The organism is Allobosea sp. P4_E12 (genome assembly GCF_056401655.1).
Genome location: NZ_JBFUIY010000033.1, coordinates 33,195 through 51,938, shown reverse-complemented (window position 1 = coordinate 51,938; position 18,744 = coordinate 33,195). Strand labels below are relative to the sequence as shown.

Below are 18,744 nucleotides of genomic sequence, written 5' to 3'. Positions count from 1 at the left end.
AGAGGTTCGATGTCTGCATTGGAATGGTTGCTGCTGACCTACAAGGTCCCCGCCGAGCCGGCGCGGAAGCGGGTCTCGATCTGGCGCAAGCTGAAGGGGATGGGCGCGGTCTATCTGCAGGGCGGCGTCTGCGTGCTGCCCAAGACCGATGACCATCTGCGGCGCCTCAAGATGCTGGAGAACGAGATCGCCGAGGCCGAGGGCGAAGCGCTGCTGCTGGCGACGGTCGGCCTGGACCAGAAGCAGCAGGACAAGATCATCGCCCGGTTCAATGCCGACCGCGACGACGAGTACAAGGAGTTCATCGAGAAGTGCATCGCCTTCGAGGAGGAGATTGCAGAAGAGACCCGCGTCAAGCACTTCACCTTCGCTGAGCTCGAGGAGAACGAGCAGGAACTGACCAAGTTCAAGACCTGGATCGCCAAGATCCAGAAGCTCGATTTCTACAAGGCCGATCGCGCCGAAGAGGCGGCGGGCCGCCTGATCAAGTCGGAAGCTATTCTCGACGCTTACGCGCATAATGTCTTTTCGGCGCAGGAGGAGAACATGTCTCCCGAGGCGTCGAAGGAGCAGAGCAATTCCAGCAAAACTGCGTAGCGGTTTTGCGTCCGGAATTGCGTGAAGACAGAGCCATTCCGGCAGGCGGAGCGGTCCGGCGTACGAAATCACGTGAAGACAAGGCGATAAGGCATTGCAGGGGATTCCATTTTCACCAACTCTCTAGCGGAGAAGCATCATGACGGCCGCCCCGCGCCATGCCGGCCCGATCCCGGCTTCAGACTGCCTCTGGAGCGGATGGTATGCGTGGCGGCCCGTCTTCCCGAGCGACGACACCGGGCCGTTCTGGCTGGAGACGCTCTGGCATCGGCGCCACCCCGTTACCGGACGCCATGAATATCGAACCTTCCGCTCCGAGGCCGAGAAGCTGCGTGAGATGAGCGAGCGGCTGTTCTGAAGCATCGGCCCGAAAAGTGGATTGCGGCTTTCGGGGCAAAGCCTATTCAACACAAAGACTTAGATCATCGAACCGGATACGATATCCGGTCCGATGATCTGGTGGATGGTGTCCGCGGCTCGCGGCCGTTCCAGGAGCGTCGGCCCGGCCCCCGGCAGCCTATGGCGGACCCGCACGGAACAGACCAGACGCTCCCGACCACGTTCGAGCTGGATGGAAAGCCAGGCCCTGTCCTGTTACGGCATGGCTAATCTGCAGGAGCGATCCGATCCTGCCGTCGGACGCAGGCAGACAGCATGGTGGTTTCGGAGTTTCATCGCATGGCGGCGCTCGACAACGCCGCGCTGTGCACCGCCATGTGGCGCGCGCACGGCCTTGGCGTGGAGCGTGCCGACGGTTGCGCCGCGTGCTCGGGAACGCCGCCGCGCTTCTACCCCCATCTCGTCACGGTCGACCCAAAAATCGATCCTCAGGTTCAGCTGCACGCCATCGCAAAACGGACAGCGCGGGCGTCTGAGGCCTTCTTCGTCAAGGACAGTTACCGGGCGCTCGCGCTGGACGGTCTCGGCTTCGAGCCGCTGTTCGATGCTCGCTGGATTCATCGGCCCGCCGGCCTGGCCGCGGGACGAACGCGGCTCAGTTGGCGCGCGATCATGGACGCCGAGGAGCTGGGCGCATGGGAGGCGGCCTGGAGTGGACGTGCAGGTGAGCCGCCGCTTTTCCTGCCGGCATTCCTGACGACGCCCGGGATCACGATGCTGGCCGGGCGGGCGGATGGCGCGATCGTGGCCGGGTGCATCGTCACGGAGACGGGCGCCGTGGCCGGTCTCAGCAACGTCTTCGGCGACACCTCGGAGGTGATCAGCGCCACGACAATGACGATCCCCGGTCGCGACCTGGTGGGCTACGAGAGCGGCGACGCACTGGCAGCCGCACTGGAGGCCGGGTTCCGGACGGTGGGCGATCTCGCGATCTGGAAACGCCCATAGGGCTTAAAGCTTCGGCCCGAAAAGTGGATTGCGGTTTTCGGGGCAAAGCCGACGCAAACACAAAGGGTTAGATCATGGGAGCGGATAGGGTTTCCGGTCCGATGACATAAGCGGTTGATCCTTGCCCTCGCGCACCGGGATCTGCGGACACTTGTCTGATCCGCAGGATCGTGGCGGCGAAACGTGACGACGGCAAGGTCGTGTCTGGCCGTCTTTAGCTTCCCGTTCAGAACACCGTGACGTCACGGGTGAAGACCTCGGCAGGGTTCCGACTTTGCCTTGACGGCCGATCGTCCAATACAGTCCCGCACGCCCCACGAGAGTAAGGTCAGCATGAAAGTCAGACCGGCCACATCCGCTGATGCGCAAGGTATGAGCAGCGCCCTGGACGAGATCTTCACTGCGGGCCTGCGCAAGAGCGCTGGTGATCCCCAATGGGTCCTGGCTCACTATATCGAGCAGGAGCAGCGCATCGAATGCTCGGTTGCGGAGGGCGAACTGGGGCGGATTCTCGGGTTCCAGTCTCTGCGCCATGCCTCGGCCGACAATCCCTACGGGGTAGCCGAAGGCTGGGGGATCATCGGAACCCATGTCAGCCCCCACGCCGCTCGCCAAGGCGTCGGCTCGGCGCTGTTTCAAGCCACAGTGCAAGCCGCCAGAGCCTTTGGCCTGCAGAATATCGATGCGACCATCGGCGAGGGCAACGCGATGGGCCTGGCCTATTACGAGGCGATGGGCTTTCGGACCTACCGCACGCAAGAGGGTGTCATCTGCAAGGTCTATCGGCTCGATCCCTAGCGCACCCCCCCGCAATCAGACCGGGCGCCAGGCCGAACCGCCCCGACATCGACGAGGGCCGGCTCGCCCCGAGTTCCGACTTCGACGTGAAACGGCTAAGGAGGCCCCTGAGATCAGCAAATCCAGGGAATGCAGGGAATGACAGAGCCCGCCACGATCCTCTTGAGCCAGGTCAATGGCCACGGCGCCTCCACGAGCGGGCAGACCAGCTGCCTCGATCTGACGGACAGCAATGGACGCCGCTTCATCCTTCACATTCCGCGGCTGCTCGAGGGGGATTTCCTGTCGCGGTTCGAAGCGGCAGCCATGCACGCCGCCGAGATGCGCGGCTCCCCGTCGAATGCCGACGTCGTCAACGCCGTGCTCGCCGAACAGACCAGTTTCGTGATGGCCGATGATGGAACCTTGATCCTGAGGACGAAAACCCGCTCCGGCGTCGATATCGATATCAACTTCGACGAGACCACCGTGCGCGGGCTTCGCGCCTTGCTGGACAAGCGGCCATCGCCTCACTGAGAGGGCTGGGGAAACGCCTCGCAGCGGGTTGAAAACAGGCGCTCCCCGATAAAATCGACGAAGACCCGGACCTTCGGCGAGAGGTTGCGGTTGGAGGGCCAGATCAGGCTGAAATGGCCGGGAGCATCGATCCGGTCATCGAGCAGGGTGAGCAGCTCGCCCTTCCCGAGCGGATCGCGCACCAGGAAATCCGGCATGCAGCCGATACCGAGACCGGCGACCGTGGCGCCGCGCAGCGCCTCCATATTGTTGCAGGTCAGGACCGTGCGCGTGCGCAGTTCCGGTTCGCCGGCCACGAGCGTCAGCGGCCAGGCCTGGATCTTGCCGCTGTTGGGATAGCGGAAGCGGATGCCGAGATGCCCGTCGAGGTCGCGCGGGCATTCCGGCTTGCCGTGGCGTTCCAGATAGGACGGTGCGGCGCAGAGCAGCATCTGGAATGGGCGCAGGGTCCGCGCCATCAGGCGCGAATCCGGGAGTTCGCCGCTGCGGATCGCGACATCGACGCCCTCGTCGATCAGATCGACGAGGCGGTCGTTGAAATCGAGATCGACCTCGATCTCGGGATAGCGCGCCATGAACTCCGGCAGGACCGGCAATAGCAGGTGGTAGCTGACGATCGGCGTGCTGACGCGCAGGCGCCCGCGCGGCACGTCCATCGTGCGGGCGAGCATGGCGCGGGCATCGTCGAGATCGTCGAGGATGCGCCGGCAGCGCTCGTGGAAGGCCCGCCCCTCCTCGGTCAGCCGCAGGCTGCGGGTGGAGCGCTGGAACAGCCGGATGCCGAGCTGCTGTTCGAGCCTGGTCACGGCCTTGCCAACCGCCGACGCAGACAGTCCGAGCACGCGCCCGGCCATGACGAAGCTGCCGAGATCGGCGGTCCGGACAAAGGCCATCAGGCCGCTCAGCGAATCCATTCCTGGCTCTCCCGAGACACGAGCATTCGAGCGTTTAATTCCGCCAAGATCGGAATGTGCGGCGCCTTGGCAGGTATTCCATCGAGATTATCCTGTTTCTCGGGAAAGGCGAGCTTTCCCGGGAAAGGCGAGCCCCGGCTGGGTCGCAGCTCCGCCGCCATCGAACAGGGCATTCAATCCATGACGCAAACCACCACGCGGCCGCGCACGGCCGAGCAGGCGCTCGTGCTCCTCTCCGTCTGCCTCGCCGCGGCCGCGATGCCGCTGACCTTTACCGGGCCGGCCGTGGCGCTTCCTGCCATCGGCAAGGCTTTGGGCGGCAGCCCGATCGCGCTCAACTGGGTCACCAACGCCTTCATGCTGACCTTCGGATCGAGCCTGATGGCAGCGGGCGGACTGGCCGATGCCTATGGCCGCAAGCGCGTCTTCCTCATCGGCGTCGGCGCGTTCGCGGTGCTCTCCATGGCGCTGGCCGTTGCACCCGATATCCTGTGGTTCGATCTGGGCCGCGCGGCCCAGGGCGTCGCGGCGGCAGCCGCCTTTTCCGGCGGCATGGCGGCGCTCGCACAGGAATTCGATGGCGCGTCGCGCATCCGCGCCTTCAGCATCGTCGGCACGAGCTTCGGCGTCGGCCTTGCCTTCGGGCCGATCGCTTCGGGCCTGATGATCGACGCTTTCGGCTGGCGCAGCATTTTTGGGATCGTGATCGTACTGGCGGTGCTCGCTTTGGCGCTGGGCGCGCGCGTCCTGCGGGAATCGCGCGATCCCGACGCCGCCGGGCTCGACTGGCCCGGCGCCGCCAGCTTCACGCTGGCCCTGGCGCTCTTCACCTATGGTGTCCTGCTGGCGCCGGAGCGCGGCTGGTCCGAGCCCACCGTGATGAGCCTGCTGGCGGGCTCCGTCCTGCTCTTCATCGCCTTCGTCGTGATCGAGGGCCGTGTCGCTCGGCCGATGCTCGACCTCACCCTGTTCCGCTACCCGCGGTTCGTCGGGGTGCAGTTGCTGGCCGCCGCGCCGGCCTATGCCTTCGTCGTGCTGCTGATCCTGCTGCCCGTGCGCTTCATCGGTATCGAGGGCCTGAGCGAGATCGCCGCCGGCCGGCTGATGATCGCACTGTCTGCGCCGCTGCTGGTCCTGCCGATCGCGGCTGGCCTGCTGACGCGCTGGTTCGCGCCGGCGACGATCTGCGGCGCAGGCTTGCTGATCTGCGCGGCCGGCCTGTTCTGGCTGAGCCGCGTTCCGCTCGGCGGCGAGACGATGGGCATCGCCTTGCCGATGGCGCTGATCGGCATCGGCATCAGCCTGCCCTGGGGGCTGATGGACGGGCTTGCAGTCAGCGTCGTGCCCAAGGAGCGCGCCGGCATGGCGACCGGCATCTTCAGCACCACGCGCGTGGCCGGCGAAGGCGTGGCGCTCGCCGTGGTCAGCGCCGTATTGTCTGCCCTGACGGCCGGCCATCTTGCGGCTGGCGCGACCGCAGCGCATGCGGGTCCGGCCGCCCAACGGCTCGTCACCGGCGACATCGCGAGCGCCGTGGCCGCCTTGCCGCAGATGAGCCGGACCGCGCTCGTCCAGAGCTATGGCGACGCCTTCGCGACATTGCTCGTGATGCTCTGCGCCATCACGGTCGTCACCGCGATCGTCGTCTTCGCCTTCCTCGGGCGCGGCACGGAGCAAAGGGCCGAGCCGGCGGCGGAGGCAGAAGAGCGTCTGCGCACCTCGGAAGCCTGATCGGGCTCACCCGGTCGAGGTCAGGCATCGGCGGCGGGGCATGGGCGTCAAGGCATGTCGGGATCCAGCCGGCAGCGAGGTCGCTCATCCGGTAGCGGCGCCAGATCATCGGACCGGAAATCGTATCCGGTCCGATGATCTAACCCTATGTGTTTGCATCGGTTTTGCCCCGAAAGCCGCAATCCACTTTTCGGGCCGATGCAATAAACCGGGCAGAGCGCGTGTCCCTGCCGTTCGAGGGCACAGCGTGCGATGCCTGCCTGCATGCCACGAGATCGACAACACGGCCGCCGAACGTGAGCGGATCGCCAAGCCTACCCTCAGCGTCGGAACGGCCAACATGGTCGTGTGCACTATGACGGTGCGCCAGCTCCCGCTACGGCTTCCAAAGGACGGCGAGCCGCTTCTCTGATCGTCGATGGCAGCCTCCCTCCCATCTCAGACGTTGCTGGCGGGCCGCCGCCACTTCCGAAATCGAACCCATTGTCGACGTCCGGGACGTCCGCTTTGCGGCAGATCCGCTCAACGATAGACGGCGGGGCCCGCTGGCTCCCTTTCGTGACGCTGCCAACGGCAGTCGGAAGGCTCAGTTGGACGAACTCAAGTGCGATAGCGCAGCGCTTCGATTAGAGCTGCCATGGCAGGCGGTGTTTGTCGCCGGCTTGGATAGTAGAGGAAGAACCCTGGATAGGGCGCGCACCAATCCTTCAGGACACGCATGAGTCGGCCGGAAGCGACGTGGCCCTCGGCTTGCGTTTCAAAGGTCGTGGCCAGCCCATGTCCGTCGAGCGCTGCCTGTAGAATGAGGTCGGCATCGCTGAACACAAGCGAGCCCGCCACGCGCACGGACAGCTCCTGCCCGTCCTTCTCGAATTCCCAGGCATAAAGGCCACCGGAGCCCGTCTGGCGGTAGTTGATGCAGTTGTGCTGCGTCAGATCGTGCGGCGAGACCGGGACAGGGTGTCTTGCGAAGTAGGCTGGCGATCCAACGATCGCCGAGCGCATCTCGGGTCCAATCCGGACCGCGATCATGTCGTTCTCAAGCCGCTCTCCCAGACGCACGCCAGCATCAAAATTCCCGGCGACGATGTCCATCAAGGCCTCGTCTGCCGATATTTCGATCGCAATATCGGGATGCTCGGCCATGAAAGTGCGGAGCTTCGGCAAAAGAACCGATACGGCCGCATGCTTCACCGTGGTGATGCGCAGCGTTCCGGCGGGCTTGTCGCGCAGTTCGCTCAAGCCCGCGATCTCGGCATAAATGTCCGTCAACGCGGGCTTCAACGTCCGCATCAGGCGCCGCCCGGCTTCCGTCGGCGAGACGCTGCGCGTCGTTCGCGCCAGCAACCGGATGCCCAACCTCTCTTCCAACTGCTGGATGGCGTGGCTCAGGGCCGACTGCGACATGTCGAGCTTGGCCGCCGCTCGCGTGAAGCTTCCCGCCTCCGCCACGGCCAGGAAAGCCGCAAGGTCGTTCAGTTCATCGCGCTTCATTGATGCACATCTTCGATAGACCCAAGCGAAGTGTGCAGCCTAATCGAAAGGCGCCGCCTGGGCTACGTATGGCCATCGACACGGCGGCTGATGCCGCCCCGCAAGCCAGAGGACGACCAATGGCCGAATACACCCCTCTCAGCCGCCGCACCTTCCTCGCCGGAGCCGCTGCCGCACAGATCGCCACCTGGTCGAATGCCAGTGCTCAGACGGTCCAGCCCCCAAGGATGATCACGATGAAGACCCGCAAGCTCGCCAATTTGGAAGTCTCGGAGCTTGGCTTCGGCTGCATGAACCAGAGCGGCAATTACAACGGGCCCGTCCCCAAGGACCAAGGCATCAAGACCATCCGCACAGCGTTCGAGAATGGCGTGACATTTTTCGACACGGCTGAGGTGTACGGCCCCTACATCAATGAGGAGCTCGTCGGCGAGGCGCTCCAGCCGTTCCGGGACAAGGTCAAGATCGCGACCAAATTCGGCTTCGCAATCAATGGGACCGTTGCGCTCGATAGCCGGCCGGAGCGCATCAAGCGCGTTGTCGAGGAGTCCCTGAAGCGTCTTCGGACCGATCACATCGATCTGTACTACCAGCACCGCGTCGATCCCGCGGTGCCGATCGAGGACGTCGCCGGCGCCGTGCAGGACCTCATCAAGCAGGGCAAGGTGTTGGGCTTCGGCCTTTCGGAGCCAAGCGCGAAAACCATCCGCCGCGCGCATGCCGTGCAGCCGGTCACGGCTGTTCAGAACGAATATTCGATGTGGACCCGCAACGTAGAGCTGAACGGCATCCTCGACACCTGCAACGAGCTGGGTATCGGCCTTGTGCCGTGGTCGCCCGTGGCGATGGGCTTCCTGACCGGCAAGTACGATCCGAGCACGACGTACGACGAGAAGACGGACTTCCGTGCGGGCTTCCCACGGTTCTCGAAGGAGTTCATGCCCCTCAACATGCCGATCGTCGAGTGGCTGAAGGACTACGCAGCCAAGAAGGGCGCGACGCCGTCACAAATCGCGCTCGCCTGGCTTATGGCGAAGAGCCCGAATATCGTCCCGATCCCGGGCACGCGCAGCAAAACCCATCTGCTGGAAAATCTGGGGGCGGGCCGCGTGCAGCTCAGCACCGCCGACGTTCATGCGATCGACACGTCTCTGACCAAGTTCCCGGTCTATGGCGACCGCATGGGCAAGGACCACATGCTCTCGATCGACTATTCGGTGTAGTCGTTCCTGCCTGGGGGCGCCGTCCAGGGGCCGCAAGGGCGAAGCCCAGCAGGCGCTTGGCAGCGTAGGGACGCCGTGAAGAAAGTCGTCGACAAGGGCTGAGCCTCCTCGACTTTATACGGAAACGGGCTGCCGGGGGCGGCCCATTTTTCGTTTGGCTTGAGGTTGTGAAAACGCGCCCTCAGCATCGAGATTGGGAGCGCATCATTGTCTGGAGCCCTATGACCGGTTTCGGACAAGGCGCCAACTTCGGCTCGCCACCCATCTCAGACGTTGCTGGCGGGCCGCCACCAGTTCCGGAACGCCCCACCCCCGACCCCGGGCATGTCTGCTAACCCGCTACCAAAGGCGTTTGATTGCGAAGCTGTCGAACAATGCTTCGTTCGAAATCAGCACCATGTCCTCGGATTGAGCCTGGGCAATGAGGAGGCGGTCGAACGGATCCTTGTGCGCAATGTTCATCTCGCCGGCCCGCAGCGTGGTGGACGGTGACCGCCAGCTCGGCAAAGCCCTGATCTGCGATGATCGCCTCGAAGTCCTGCGCGAGCAGCGCCGCGCGGGGGCACTTGCCAATGCGGAACTTGGTGGCGACCTCCATGGCCGAGGCGGCGCTGACGGCGATGCTGTTGCCCTCGTCCCCAATAGCCTCTCGGGCACGGGGGCTCAGCGCCTCGTCACCTGCCAGCCACCAGATCAGAGCATGGGTATCGAGCAGCAGCCTCACGTGAGATTCCAGCCGCCGAGTTCATTCTCGGGCAGCGGCTCGTCGAAGCGCGCATCGACGGCGATCTTTCCCTTGAGTACCCCAAAGCGCCGCTTGCCGCGTGGTCTGACCGGCACCAGGCGCACCACAGGCACGTTGCCTCGGGCAATGACCACATCTGCACCCTCCAGGGCGTCAGCGATCAGTTTGGACAGGTTGGTCTTGGCCTCGTGAACCGAGAACTGGGCCATGAGCATCTCCTTAGCTAAAAATATAGCTAAGGGCCCGCACTGAGCAAGAGCGATGCCGCTTTCCTGGCTGTTTCAGCGTCGGGTGCACGCGTCTCTCAGCGTGCACAATGTTCCGAGAGGCAAGGCTGAAAGGCCAGTCCAACGATCCACCGTCTCGTGCCTTCGTCGCATGGCGACGCACGCGGCGTAATACGCAAGCCTGCCTCTGGAACTTGCGGGCTCGCTGAAGCATAGTCGGCATGGCGTTGCAGGTCCGCCCGCATCGGGCGGCGCCGCGCGCCATGCCTGGAAGTGGCTATGGCTCACCCGGTCAAGCTCGTTTCCGTCGCGACGGCTGTTCCGCCCCATGAGTTTCGCCAGCGCGATGTGGCGGCAGCCGCCCATGGGAGCTTTGCCGGCCGCTATCCCGATTTCGAGCAACTTGCGCGCGTCTTCGAAAATTCGGGCATCAGCCGCCGCTATGCCGTCCGGCCGATCGAGTGGTATCTGCAGCCATTGGGATGGCCCGAGCGCAGCGGCGCCTATGTCGCTGGCGCGTGCGACCTGTTCGTGGATGCAACGACGCAGGCGCTGGGCGCCGCCAGGCTACAGGCGTCCGAGATCGACACGATCGTGACGGTCTCGTCGACGGGCATAGCGACTCCGAGCCTCGATGCCCGTGTCGCCGAAAGACTTGGCTTCAGAAGCGACGTCGAACGTGTCCCGGTGTTCGGCCTGGGATGTGCCGGCGGCGTATCGGGTTTCTCGATCGCCTCTCGCCTGGCCGCGTCCCGCCCGGGTTCGACAATCCTGCTCGTGGCTGTCGAAATCTGCACGCTGGCTTTCCGACTCGATGTTCTGACGAAGGCCAACATCGTTGCGACCGCCTTGTTCGGCGATGGCGCAGCAGCCTGCATCCTGAAAGCAGGGCCGGACGGCATCGCCACGGTCGAGATGACCGGGCAGCACATGTGGCCCGATACGCTGGATATCATGGGCTGGACGGTCGATCCCCAGGGCTTTGGCGTGATCTTCGACCGGGCGATCCCGCCCTTCGCGGAGGAGCGGATCAATCCAGCCATTGCAGGGATCCTGGAGCGTGAAGGGCTGTCGTTGTCCGACATCGATCTGTTTGCCTGTCATCCCGGCGGGAAGAAGGTGATCGAGGCCCTGGAAAGCGCGTTTTCACTCGCGCAAGGCGCGCTCGACCATGAACGCGTCGTCCTGTCCGACTATGGCAACATGTCAGCTCCGACCGCCCTCTTCGTCCTCCAGCGTGCGATCGCGGCAGGCCTGCCCTCGCGCACGTTGCTGATGGCGATGGGGCCGGGCTTCACCGTGAGCTGCGCCTCGCTGCGGCAAGGGACATGACACCGGCCATCGTCTTGCTGGCCCTGGTGACGGCCGAGCGGATCGGAGAACTCTGGCTCGCGCATAGAAACACGTCTGCCTTGCTCGCCAAAGGCGCCGTGGAGAAGGCTGCCGGCCACTATCCGCTGATCGTCCTGCTGCACGCAGCCTGGCTGATCGGACTTTGGCTGCTCGGTTGGGCACAAGCGCTCCATCTCGGCTGGCTCGCGGCTTTCCTCCTGCTTCAAGGGCTGCGCCTTTGGGTTCTGATGACGCTCGGCCGGCGTTGGACGACCCGCATCATCGTCGCACCCGGCGAGAGGCTCGTGGCACGGGGCCCTTATCGGTTCGTGTCGCACCCGAACTACATCGTCGTCATTGGCGAGATCGCTGTCCTGCCGCTGTGCCTTGGCCTGCCATGGTTCGCGCTTGCCTTTTCGATCGCCAACGGCCTCATCCTGACGATCCGCATCCGCGCCGAGAATGCTGCGCTTGAAGAGGCTCGCCATGCCGCCACCGGCTGATGCGATCGGCGAAAGGCGCGTCACCGCTGCGACATGGATCGGCTTTGCCGCCATGTGCATCGGCATGTTCATGGCGATCCTCGACGTGCAGGTCGTCGTCACGTCCCTGCCGACGATCCAGAGCGCACTGGACATTCCGCCCGACCAGATGAGCTGGGTCCAGACCGCCTATCTCATCGCCGAGGTCATCGCGATTCCGCTGACGGGTTTCCTGACGCGCGTTCTCTCGATGCGCTGGCTGTTCGTCGTGGCGCTCGCCGTCTTTACCGCGGCCTCCATCGGCTGTGCGGCAAGCCAGTCGTTCACCGCCCTGGTCGCCTGGCGCGTCCTCCAGGGGTTTTCAGGCGGCACCCTGATTCCCGCGGTTTTTTCGGCTGTCTTTCTGCTCTTCCCGCCGAGCAGGCAGGCCATCGCCACGACGTTGGCTGGCGTCTTTGCCGTGCTCGCGCCAACGGTCGGGCCGATCGTCGGCGGGTGGATCACGCAGACCTATTCCTGGCATTGGCTGTTTTTGATCAATGTCATTCCCGGCATCGTCTCGGCAGCACTTGCCGCTTTTCTCCTGCCACGTGACAAGCCGAGTCTCATCGAAGCGCGCAAGCTCGATGCCCTGTCCCTGGTGCTGATGGCGATCGCGCTGGCAGCGATCGAGATCGCATTGAAGGAGGCACCTCAGCACGGCTGGATCTCGGGCCTGATCCTGGGGCTGATCGCGCTGAGCCTGGCGAGCGGTCTCGGCTTCATCAGGCGGACTTTGCAAGCCGATGCTCCGATCGTCGAACTGAGAAGCTTTGCGGACCGGAATTTCATGATCGGCAGCATCCTCAGCTTCGTTCTCGGCATCGGGCTGTTTGGATCTGTCTATTTGATGCCGGTCTTCCTGGCCTTCGTGCGCGATCACAATGCGCTCGAGATCGGTGAGATCATGCTGGTGACCGGCGCCGCCCAACTTGCCATCGCGCCGGCCGCCGTCGCTCTGGAGCGTCGTGTCGATGTCCGCTTGTTGACCGGCATCGGCTTTACCCTCTTCGCCCTCGGCCTGGGACTGAGTGCCTTTCAGACCCCGCAGACCGACTATGACGCGATGTTCTGGCCGCAGGTGGTCCGTGGCCTGGCCATCATGTTTTGCCTTCTGCCACCAACGCGTCTGGCATTGGGACAGCTTCCCCCGATGCGCGTTCCCGACGCCAGCGGCCTGTTCAACCTGATGCGAAACCTGGGCGGTGCGATCGGTCTCGCCCTGATCGACACCGTGATCTACAGCCGCTCGCCCGTGCACGGCACGGCGATCATGGAGCGGCTGCAAAGAGGCGATGTCGAGACGGCGAAGTTCATCGGTGTGCCCCTCGAACTCATGGCGATGCGGCCGCCCGGGCCGCTCGACGCCCAGACCCAGGCGCTGCTTCAGCCACTGGCCGAGAAGGCAGCCCTGGTCCTGTCGATCAACGAGGCCTGGGGACTGGTTGCCGTCCTCACGATCGCAGCCATGGCGTTCGTTCCCTTCGCCAGGAAGGTGCCGATCGGCGTCCGGGCTTAGGCGATGCGACAGCGAGCGAAAGCCCTCATAGCAAAAGCCCTCAGAGCAGAAGCGAGCCGTTGACGGTGGTGACGCAGGCTCCGCCGACCTGGACCTTGCCGTCGGCATCCACCGAGATGGCGATCGTGCCGTCGCGCCCGACGCAGCGGCCCTGGGCCGCCTCGTAGCGCGTGCCCCCAGCGGGCAAGAGCCCGCGCGCGGCCCGGAACACCGCGACGCTGCCATTGCCGCTGCCGCAGACCGGGTCCTCGTTCACGCCGCAGGAGGGCGCGAAGGACCGGACCTCGATCTCCGGCCCGCTGCCCTCGCGCCTGGCGAAGACCGTGATGCCGGTGACGCCCAGGCGGCGCTCGAAGGCAGCCGAGCGCGCAAAATCGGGTTTCAGCGCCAGCAGCGCCTCTGCGCCGGCGATCTCGGCAATGAGCCAGACCGCCCCGACATTGACGATGGCCGGGCTCGCCTCGCGGACGATCTCATGGCCGAGGATTGCCTCCAGCTCGACGAGTTCAGCCGTCGGCAGGGTTGTGACGGTCGCCGGCGGCAGCGCAAGGATCAGCCGGCGCGCCGCGCCCTCCCCTTCGACCGTGATCGCGACGAGGCCGACCCCGCATTCCTGCACCAGCCTGCCGCCGCGCGGGGCAACCAGCCCGGCCTCGATGACCGCATGCGCGCTGCCGAGCGTCGGGTGACCGGCAAAGGGCAGCTCGCTTCCGGGCGTAAAAATCCGCAGCCGGTAATCGGCATCTCCGCGTGTCGGCGGCAGCACGAAGGTGGTCTCGGACAGATTGGTCCACTGCGCGATCGCCTGCATCGCAGCGTCGCTGAGGCCCGCACCGTCGAGAATGACCGCCACCGGATTGCCGAGCAGCGGCTTGGCGGAAAACGCATCGACGACCTTGTAGGCCCGGGCCATGGCATGTCCTCGCATCGAGACGGCAGGACTGGGATAGCCGATCGACAGGGCACTGGCGAGGCCCGAACTCGGGCGCCTGGCGGTCACCGCCGGCTCGGTCATTGCCCCTCGAAAGTGCACATCCCCCTCCGACTTCATTTCGACAGGACATCCGCAGGCGCACCAGGGATGGCGGGCCTTGCCGGTTGCTCGCGCCATTGGGCTGTGACGCAGATTGGCGCCAATATTTGCGGATATTTCAGATGACGGGAATCGGCATGCAGGACGGATGGGATGCTCGCCCCTCGGGGGCGCTGTGGCCGGATGGCGCGCGAGCCGTCATCTGCGTGACGATCCATGTCGATGGACCGTCCGTCGAAGCCGGGCGCGGCCAGAATCCGCTCGGCATCAACAGCCGCGGCAACTATGCCCTGCGCCGCGGCGTCGGCCGCTATCTCGACATGCTGGAGCGTCACGCCATCAAGGCGACCTTCTTCTGCTGCGGCTATGATGCCGAGCATTGGCCGGAGCCTTTTCTCAGGATGCATCGTGCCGGCCACGAGATCGCGGCCCATGGCTATCAGCATGAGGGCTTCGATCTCGGCGAGCGCGAGCCGGAGCTTCTGGAAAAGACGCATCGCATCCTGACGGAGCTCGTCGGCGAGGCGCCTGTCGGCTGGTGCTCGCCCTCGGGACGCAAGACCGGGCTCACCCTGCCGACCTTGCGCCGCCTCGGCTACCGCTACGATGCGAGCGAAAAGGACGAGGACCTGCCCTATCTGCTCGATGACAGCTTCGCGATCGTGCCCAACAACACCGTCTCGCTCGACGATTTCCCGCTCTATCACAGCGGCGGCGCGCTCGCATCGGAAGTCGAACGCAACTTCATCCAGGAGTTCGACGCGATCCTCGACCGCGACGGCTATGTCCACCTGACGATCCATCCCAAGGCCGGCGGCGGCTCGGGGACACCGGCCCGCGCGGCTGCGGTCGATCGCTTCCTCGCCTATGCCAGGGCCGTGCCGGGCGTGCGCTTCATGACCTGCAGGGAGATCGCCGAGCATTGCCTCGCCGATCCCGCAACCTGGCGCGAGCCGCGCGCGACCGGGCGGGAGGCGCGTTCATGAGCCTTCTCCTCACCGTCAACGTCCACGGCATCGGGCCGGAGGCGGCAACGCTTCCGGAAGCCGAACTGTTCGGCCGCGATGCGCATGGCCGCTACACCTATCGCATCGGCCTGACGCGCGTGCTCGATGCGCTCAGCGATTTCGGCCTGCCAGCGACCTTCTTCTGGCCCTCGAGCGAGGCCCTGCGCATGCCGACGCTGCTGGAGCGCTGCATGAACGACGGGCACGAAATCGCCTGCAACGGCCGCGCCTTCGAGGAGCATGCCAGACTGGGGCCTGAGGAGGATGCCGTCATCGAGGAGGCCCATGTCATCCTGACCCGGCTGACTGGCACGGCACCCATCGGCTTCCGCTCGCCGACAGGGACCCTGTCGCAACGCACGATCCCGATCCTGCAACGGCTCGGCTACCTCTACGATTCAAGCTTCCTCGACGACGATGCGCCGTATTCGCTGGCCGAGCATGGCGGCGCCGGCATGATCGAACTGCCGATCTCGGAGGGGCTGACCGACGCGACGCATTTCCGCCGCCGCGTCACCCAGGACCGGGCCGAGGCGCTGCTCAACGAGGAACTGACGGCCTTGCTGGCCGTCGAAGGCTATGCCTGCCTCACCTTCCATCCGCGCGCCGATATCGGCATCGGGCGCGCCGCGCGCCTGCCCATGCTGAAACGCCTCGCGGATCTTGCCGCCGAGCATGGCGCGCGCCCCGTCCGATGCGGCGAGCTGGCAGAGCGCATGCTGCAGGAAGGGGCCGGTTGAAGCCGGCGGTCAGGGAGACAGGACGGCCCGGGAGACCTGAACGCTGCGGATAAGCGGCGCCTCAGCCTGAAGGTGGCATGATGGCCGCAGCCCGGCTGCGATGGCTCAGCCGCGCCCTGTCGTAGCCGCCTGCTCGAACGTCAGCGCAAGCCATCGTCAAAGCGGGATCAGCGCTCCGACCTCGCGGTCCGTGGCGCGATCGCTCGCCGCCAGACCTGCCGCCACATTGGCGCGGTCGGCCGGGCTGCGGTTCTGGCTGAGCTTGCGCTTGCCCTCCAGCCGGGTGATCGGCAGGCGCAGGCCGATGATGCCGCGCAGCTGCGCCTGCACGAAATCGGGCGGGGCCTCGGACACCGTCCAGGGCTTGGCGCGCTCGCCCTCGTGCAGGTTGGTCAGGCGGGTCACGACGTCGAGAAGGCGCGTCGCGTCGTCGAAGAACTCGATCGGGCCATAGGCATGGACCGCGACATAGTTCCAGGTCGGCACGACCTTCCCGGTCTCCTGCTTGGTCTCGTACCAGGAGGGCGTGACATAGGCGTCCGGGCCCATGAAGATCGCGAGCGCCTCGCCCAGCGCCGTGGTCCGGCCTTGGGGGTTGGCCTTGGCGAGATGGCCATAGAGCACGCCATGCTCGCCCTCGTTCTCCTCGAGGAAGAGCGGCAAGGGCGTCGCCAGCACGCCATCGACGGTGCCGGTGATCAAAGTGGCGAGCCTGCAGGCGCGGATCGTCGCCCTCACGCTGTCCCTGTCATCGTCACGGAAGGCTGGCGGGGTATACATTGCGGAACTCCTTGTGCTGCCAAGAGAGATGCGCCCAATCTGGCTTTCTGGAAACGGCCAGTTCCGAAGGTTTGATGTGGTCCAGTTCACTGACGGCGTCGCGCGCCGGATCATCGCGGCAATCAAGGAACAGATCCATGCCGGCGCCTACCAGCCTGGCGACCGCCTGCCCTCCACCCGGATCTTTGCAGCCGAATGGGGAGCGTCCCGCACGACGGTGACACTCGCCTATGGCCAGTTGATCGCCGAAGGCTACCTGATCAGCCGGGCCGGCGCGCGACCGATCGTGGCCAAGGGGCTCGGTGCGGCAGCGCCTGTACCGGCGCAGCTCTCCCAGCCCCGGCATCTTTCGGATTTCGCACAGCGATTGCTCGCCCTGCCCCGGCCGGCCGCGACGCAGCCGGCCCCGATTGCGGATTTTCGCAATGGCGATCTCTCCGGCGCCGATTTTCCCGTGCTCGCCTGGCGCCGCGCCCTGAACAGGGTCAGCCTGCGACGTAGCCTGCGGCTGCGCTATGGCGATCCGCAAGGAGCGCCTGCGCTTCGCGCCGCGCTGCAAGGCTATCTCTGGCGGGCCCGCGGCATCACCTGCTCGGCCGAGCAGATCATCATCGTCAACGGGTCGCAGCAGGGGCTCGATCTCTGCGCGCGGCTGCTGCTCGACCCCGGCGACGCCTTCGTGATCGAGAACCCCGGCTATCTGCTCGCCCGCCACGCCTTCGCGGCAGCCGGCGGCATCGCCCGCCCGGTTCCGGTCGACCGGGATGGGCTGGTGACCGATGCCCTGCCCCCGGCTCGGCTCGCCTACGTCACGCCCTCGCACCAGTTTCCGCTCGGCAGCGTTCTCTCGGCGACGCGCAGGCGCGCGCTGCTGGCCTGGGCTGCAGACAGCGGCGCCTCGATCATCGAGGATGATTATGACGGCGAGTATCGCCATGACGTCGCGCCGATCCCGCCCTTGCAGGCGCTCGAGCCCGACGCGGTGATCTATGCCGGGACATTCTCCAAGACGCTCTCGCCGGCGCTGCGCCTCGGCTATCTCGTCGTCCCGCCGTCGCTTACCCCCGCCTTTGTCGAGGCGAAGCGCCTGACCGACCGGCACACGCCTCTCCTGGAGCAGGAGGCGCTGGCCGATCTCCTGAGCGAGGGCGCCTATGAGCGCCATGTCCGGAGCATCCGCCGGAGCAATGCCGAGCGACGGGCCGTGCTGCTCCAGGCCCTGGCCGAGGAGCTTGGGCCGATCGTGACCATCGAAGGCGCCGATACGGGCCTGCATGTCGTCGCCTGGCTCACGGATGTCGCGGCCGAGCGCGAGCCCGGGATCGTATCGGCCGCACGCGCCGCCGGCGTCGGGCTCTATCCGGTCTCGCCGCTCTATGATCCAGCCGGGCCCCGGCCACGCGAAGCCGGGTTCATTCTCGGCTATGCCGGCCTCGACCTCGACGCCGTGAAGAAGGGCATCGCGCTGCTGGCGCCTCTCCTGGCCGGACAGCGCTGAGACGCGGGACCGGCGAGCGCGCCCGGCAAGGCCGCCAGGCCCGCTCCTGACCTCGCCCAGCCGGACCGGATGTCAGGTATCACGCGAATCAGGCCATCCAAGCCATTGCCAGGATGAGACTTTCCAGATCTGATCTGGCCTCCGCCTCATCGCCCTTGCCGGCCAGGCGACACGATCGGCCTCAGTGGTCGTTCCAGTACTGCGTCATGCACCAATAGGTGAAGGCCGAGGTCCAGCCGATCACCACCAGCCCCGACAGACCCTCGACGCCGATGAAAATCCGCAAGGGGCCGAAGGGCAGCGCGTTGCTGCTGCCGAGAGAGGCGTAGGATTCAAAGGAAACATAGAGCGATTGCTGGAACGACACGGGAATGCCGATCCCGAACACCTCTTCATTCACGGCAACGGAGAGCAGCCAAAGCAACAGCGCAAAGATCAGGATCTGAATGAGATGACTGATCATGCTTCCGGCAACAACGAAGACAATTCTCTGCCTTGGCGCGACGGAAAGATGCGCCGCGCTGCCCGATATCAAACGCAGGAACTCGTAATGGACAAGTATACACCCGATGGCGCAGACAGCCGCTGCTAACGAGAACAAGTACATAGCGATGTCCTGACCTGGCACGTACGCTTGCGCATCGGGTTGTGTTGACCAAATGCGGCTCCAGCGTGACCTCCCGGCGGCGGTGCTCAAGCATCGGCAGGCGCGATGGATTGCA

20 protein-coding genes are annotated in these 18,744 nt (G+C 65.4%); 13 read left to right on the top strand and 7 right to left on the bottom strand.

Annotated elements, in window-relative coordinates; genetic code table 11:
- Positions 1 to 9: 9 nt before the first annotated feature.
- The 5 genes from AC1DW9_RS29365 (at position 10) to AC1DW9_RS29345 (ending at position 3,258) form a co-directional block, all read left to right on the top strand.
- On the top strand, positions 10 to 597 hold the full coding sequence (locus tag AC1DW9_RS29365; protein WP_441493397.1) for a Chromate resistance protein ChrB: 588 nt from the start codon (positions 10 to 12) through the stop codon (positions 595 to 597).
- A 139-nt stretch (positions 598 to 736) separates the two neighbouring features.
- Positions 737 to 955, top strand: coding sequence for a hypothetical protein (locus tag AC1DW9_RS29360; RefSeq protein WP_441493396.1), 219 nt, complete (start codon positions 737 to 739; stop codon positions 953 to 955).
- A 320-nt stretch (positions 956 to 1,275) separates the two neighbouring features.
- Positions 1,276 to 1,944, top strand: a complete 669-nt coding sequence (locus AC1DW9_RS29355) for a hypothetical protein (RefSeq protein ID WP_476776726.1) — start codon at positions 1,276 to 1,278, stop codon at positions 1,942 to 1,944.
- 372 nt (positions 1,945 to 2,316) lie between these two features.
- Positions 2,317 to 2,742 (top strand): GNAT family N-acetyltransferase, encoded by a 426-nt coding sequence (locus tag AC1DW9_RS29350; protein WP_441493394.1) that lies wholly within the window; start codon positions 2,317 to 2,319, stop codon positions 2,740 to 2,742.
- 138 nt (positions 2,743 to 2,880) lie between these two features.
- Positions 2,881 to 3,258 carry a hypothetical protein gene (locus tag AC1DW9_RS29345; protein WP_441507553.1) on the top strand — a complete coding sequence of 126 codons (378 nt, stop codon included), beginning with the start codon at positions 2,881 to 2,883 and terminating at the stop codon, positions 3,256 to 3,258.
- Here AC1DW9_RS29345 and AC1DW9_RS29340 read toward each other — a convergent pair.
- Positions 3,252 to 4,172 (bottom strand): LysR family transcriptional regulator, encoded by a 921-nt coding sequence (locus tag AC1DW9_RS29340; protein ID WP_476776725.1) that lies wholly within the window; start codon positions 4,170 to 4,172, stop codon positions 3,252 to 3,254. The two genes, AC1DW9_RS29345 and AC1DW9_RS29340, sit on opposite strands and share 7 nt — an antisense overlap.
- A gap of 180 nt (positions 4,173 to 4,352) precedes the next feature.
- Between AC1DW9_RS29340 and AC1DW9_RS29335 the strand changes: the two genes are divergently transcribed.
- The gene (locus AC1DW9_RS29335) at positions 4,353 to 5,903 is read left to right on the top strand and encodes an MFS transporter (protein ID WP_476776724.1); all 1,551 of its coding nucleotides are present in this window, start codon (positions 4,353 to 4,355) and stop codon (positions 5,901 to 5,903) included.
- Between the two features lie 600 nt (positions 5,904 to 6,503).
- Here AC1DW9_RS29335 and AC1DW9_RS29330 read toward each other — a convergent pair.
- Positions 6,504 to 7,397, bottom strand: coding sequence for a LysR family transcriptional regulator (locus AC1DW9_RS29330; protein ID WP_441507556.1), 894 nt, complete (start codon positions 7,395 to 7,397; stop codon positions 6,504 to 6,506).
- 236 nt (positions 7,398 to 7,633) lie between these two features.
- Between AC1DW9_RS29330 and AC1DW9_RS29325 the strand changes: the two genes are divergently transcribed.
- On the top strand, positions 7,634 to 8,620 hold the full coding sequence (locus AC1DW9_RS29325; protein WP_441507619.1) for an aldo/keto reductase: 987 nt from the start codon (positions 7,634 to 7,636) through the stop codon (positions 8,618 to 8,620).
- Between the two features lie 331 nt (positions 8,621 to 8,951).
- Here the strand turns inward: AC1DW9_RS29325 and AC1DW9_RS29320 are convergent, their stop codons facing one another.
- Together AC1DW9_RS29320 and AC1DW9_RS29315 are read right to left on the bottom strand one after the other, a co-directional pair.
- The gene (locus AC1DW9_RS29320; protein WP_476776723.1) at positions 8,952 to 9,344 is read right to left on the bottom strand and encodes a type II toxin-antitoxin system VapC family toxin; all 393 of its coding nucleotides are present in this window, start codon (positions 9,342 to 9,344) and stop codon (positions 8,952 to 8,954) included.
- Entirely contained in the window at positions 9,341 to 9,574 is a 234-nt protein-coding gene (locus AC1DW9_RS29315) for a type II toxin-antitoxin system Phd/YefM family antitoxin (RefSeq protein ID WP_476769268.1), read from the bottom strand. The genes AC1DW9_RS29320 and AC1DW9_RS29315 overlap by 4 nt, the downstream gene beginning before the upstream one ends.
- Positions 9,575 to 9,871: 297 nt before the next feature.
- Here AC1DW9_RS29315 and AC1DW9_RS29310 point away from each other — a divergent pair, with 297 nt between their 5' ends.
- Genes AC1DW9_RS29310 through AC1DW9_RS29300 form a run of 3 tightly spaced genes read left to right on the top strand, consistent with a single transcriptional unit; the run spans position 9,872 to position 12,964 of the window.
- The gene (locus AC1DW9_RS29310) at positions 9,872 to 10,924 is read left to right on the top strand and encodes a type III polyketide synthase (protein WP_476776722.1); all 1,053 of its coding nucleotides are present in this window, start codon (positions 9,872 to 9,874) and stop codon (positions 10,922 to 10,924) included.
- Positions 10,921 to 11,427, top strand: coding sequence for an isoprenylcysteine carboxyl methyltransferase family protein (locus AC1DW9_RS29305; RefSeq protein ID WP_476776721.1), 507 nt, complete (start codon positions 10,921 to 10,923; stop codon positions 11,425 to 11,427). Before AC1DW9_RS29310 ends, AC1DW9_RS29305 begins: the two co-directional genes overlap by 4 nt.
- A complete protein-coding gene (locus AC1DW9_RS29300; protein WP_476776720.1) occupies positions 11,411 to 12,964 on the top strand; it encodes a DHA2 family efflux MFS transporter permease subunit in 1,554 nt (517 codons plus the stop codon). The genes AC1DW9_RS29305 and AC1DW9_RS29300 overlap by 17 nt, the downstream gene beginning before the upstream one ends.
- A 40-nt stretch (positions 12,965 to 13,004) precedes the next feature.
- Here AC1DW9_RS29300 and AC1DW9_RS29295 read toward each other — a convergent pair whose 3' ends face one another.
- Positions 13,005 to 13,979, bottom strand: a complete 975-nt coding sequence (locus AC1DW9_RS29295; RefSeq protein WP_476776719.1) for a PhzF family phenazine biosynthesis protein — start codon at positions 13,977 to 13,979, stop codon at positions 13,005 to 13,007.
- Between the two features lie 140 nt (positions 13,980 to 14,119).
- Here AC1DW9_RS29295 and AC1DW9_RS29290 point away from each other — a divergent pair, with 140 nt between their 5' ends.
- Complete coding sequence (locus tag AC1DW9_RS29290) at positions 14,120 to 14,983, top strand: polysaccharide deacetylase family protein (RefSeq protein ID WP_476776718.1); 864 nt, start codon at positions 14,120 to 14,122, stop codon at positions 14,981 to 14,983.
- Entirely contained in the window at positions 14,980 to 15,744 is a 765-nt protein-coding gene (locus AC1DW9_RS29285; RefSeq protein ID WP_476776717.1) for a polysaccharide deacetylase family protein, read from the top strand. Before AC1DW9_RS29290 ends, AC1DW9_RS29285 begins: the two co-directional genes overlap by 4 nt.
- Positions 15,745 to 15,900: 156 nt before the next feature.
- On the opposite strand, the gene AC1DW9_RS29280 is transcribed toward AC1DW9_RS29285, so the two are convergent.
- Complete coding sequence (locus AC1DW9_RS29280; RefSeq protein ID WP_476776716.1) at positions 15,901 to 16,524, bottom strand: FMN-binding negative transcriptional regulator; 624 nt, start codon at positions 16,522 to 16,524, stop codon at positions 15,901 to 15,903.
- Between the two features lie 76 nt (positions 16,525 to 16,600).
- On the opposite strand from AC1DW9_RS29280, the gene pdxR reads away from it, so the two are divergent.
- The gene (gene pdxR / locus AC1DW9_RS29275) at positions 16,601 to 18,022 is read left to right on the top strand and encodes a MocR-like pyridoxine biosynthesis transcription factor PdxR (protein WP_476776715.1); all 1,422 of its coding nucleotides are present in this window, start codon (positions 16,601 to 16,603) and stop codon (positions 18,020 to 18,022) included.
- A gap of 181 nt (positions 18,023 to 18,203) precedes the next feature.
- On the opposite strand, the gene AC1DW9_RS29270 is transcribed toward pdxR, so the two are convergent.
- A complete protein-coding gene (locus tag AC1DW9_RS29270) occupies positions 18,204 to 18,629 on the bottom strand; it encodes a two pore domain potassium channel family protein (protein WP_476776714.1) in 426 nt (141 codons plus the stop codon).
- Positions 18,630 to 18,744 lie beyond the last annotated feature (115 nt).

What these genes read in the sequence shown, in the direction of transcription:
- AC1DW9_RS29360 (WP_441493396.1), top strand. Translation starts at nt 737, where the DNA reads ATGACGGCCGCCCCGCGCCATGCCGGCCCGATCCCGGCTTCAGACTGC.
- AC1DW9_RS29335 (WP_476776724.1), top strand. Translation starts at nt 4,353, where the DNA reads ATGACGCAAACCACCACGCGGCCGCGCACGGCCGAGCAGGCGCTCGTG.
- AC1DW9_RS29300 (WP_476776720.1), top strand. Translation starts at nt 11,411, where the DNA reads ATGCCGCCACCGGCTGATGCGATCGGCGAAAGGCGCGTCACCGCTGCG.
- AC1DW9_RS29345 (WP_441507553.1), top strand. Translation starts at nt 2,881, where the DNA reads ATGACAGAGCCCGCCACGATCCTCTTGAGCCAGGTCAATGGCCACGGC.
- AC1DW9_RS29290 (WP_476776718.1), top strand. Translation starts at nt 14,120, where the DNA reads ATGACGGGAATCGGCATGCAGGACGGATGGGATGCTCGCCCCTCGGGG.
- AC1DW9_RS29270 (WP_476776714.1), bottom strand. Translation starts at nt 18,629, where the DNA reads ATGTACTTGTTCTCGTTAGCAGCGGCTGTCTGCGCCATCGGGTGTATA.
- AC1DW9_RS29280 (WP_476776716.1), bottom strand. Translation starts at nt 16,524, where the DNA reads ATGTATACCCCGCCAGCCTTCCGTGACGATGACAGGGACAGCGTGAGG.
- AC1DW9_RS29295 (WP_476776719.1), bottom strand. Translation starts at nt 13,979, where the DNA reads ATGACCGAGCCGGCGGTGACCGCCAGGCGCCCGAGTTCGGGCCTCGCC.
- AC1DW9_RS29310 (WP_476776722.1), top strand. Translation starts at nt 9,872, where the DNA reads ATGGCTCACCCGGTCAAGCTCGTTTCCGTCGCGACGGCTGTTCCGCCC.
- AC1DW9_RS29350 (WP_441493394.1), top strand. Translation starts at nt 2,317, where the DNA reads ATGAGCAGCGCCCTGGACGAGATCTTCACTGCGGGCCTGCGCAAGAGC.
- AC1DW9_RS29305 (WP_476776721.1), top strand. Translation starts at nt 10,921, where the DNA reads ATGACACCGGCCATCGTCTTGCTGGCCCTGGTGACGGCCGAGCGGATC.
- AC1DW9_RS29340 (WP_476776725.1), bottom strand. Translation starts at nt 4,172, where the DNA reads ATGGATTCGCTGAGCGGCCTGATGGCCTTTGTCCGGACCGCCGATCTC.
- AC1DW9_RS29365 (WP_441493397.1), top strand. Translation starts at nt 10, where the DNA reads ATGTCTGCATTGGAATGGTTGCTGCTGACCTACAAGGTCCCCGCCGAG.
- AC1DW9_RS29325 (WP_441507619.1), top strand. Translation starts at nt 7,634, where the DNA reads ATGAAGACCCGCAAGCTCGCCAATTTGGAAGTCTCGGAGCTTGGCTTC.
- AC1DW9_RS29315 (WP_476769268.1), bottom strand. Translation starts at nt 9,574, where the DNA reads ATGGCCCAGTTCTCGGTTCACGAGGCCAAGACCAACCTGTCCAAACTG.
- AC1DW9_RS29285 (WP_476776717.1), top strand. Translation starts at nt 14,980, where the DNA reads ATGAGCCTTCTCCTCACCGTCAACGTCCACGGCATCGGGCCGGAGGCG.
- AC1DW9_RS29330 (WP_441507556.1), bottom strand. Translation starts at nt 7,397, where the DNA reads ATGAAGCGCGATGAACTGAACGACCTTGCGGCTTTCCTGGCCGTGGCG.
- AC1DW9_RS29355 (WP_476776726.1), top strand. Translation starts at nt 1,276, where the DNA reads ATGGCGGCGCTCGACAACGCCGCGCTGTGCACCGCCATGTGGCGCGCG.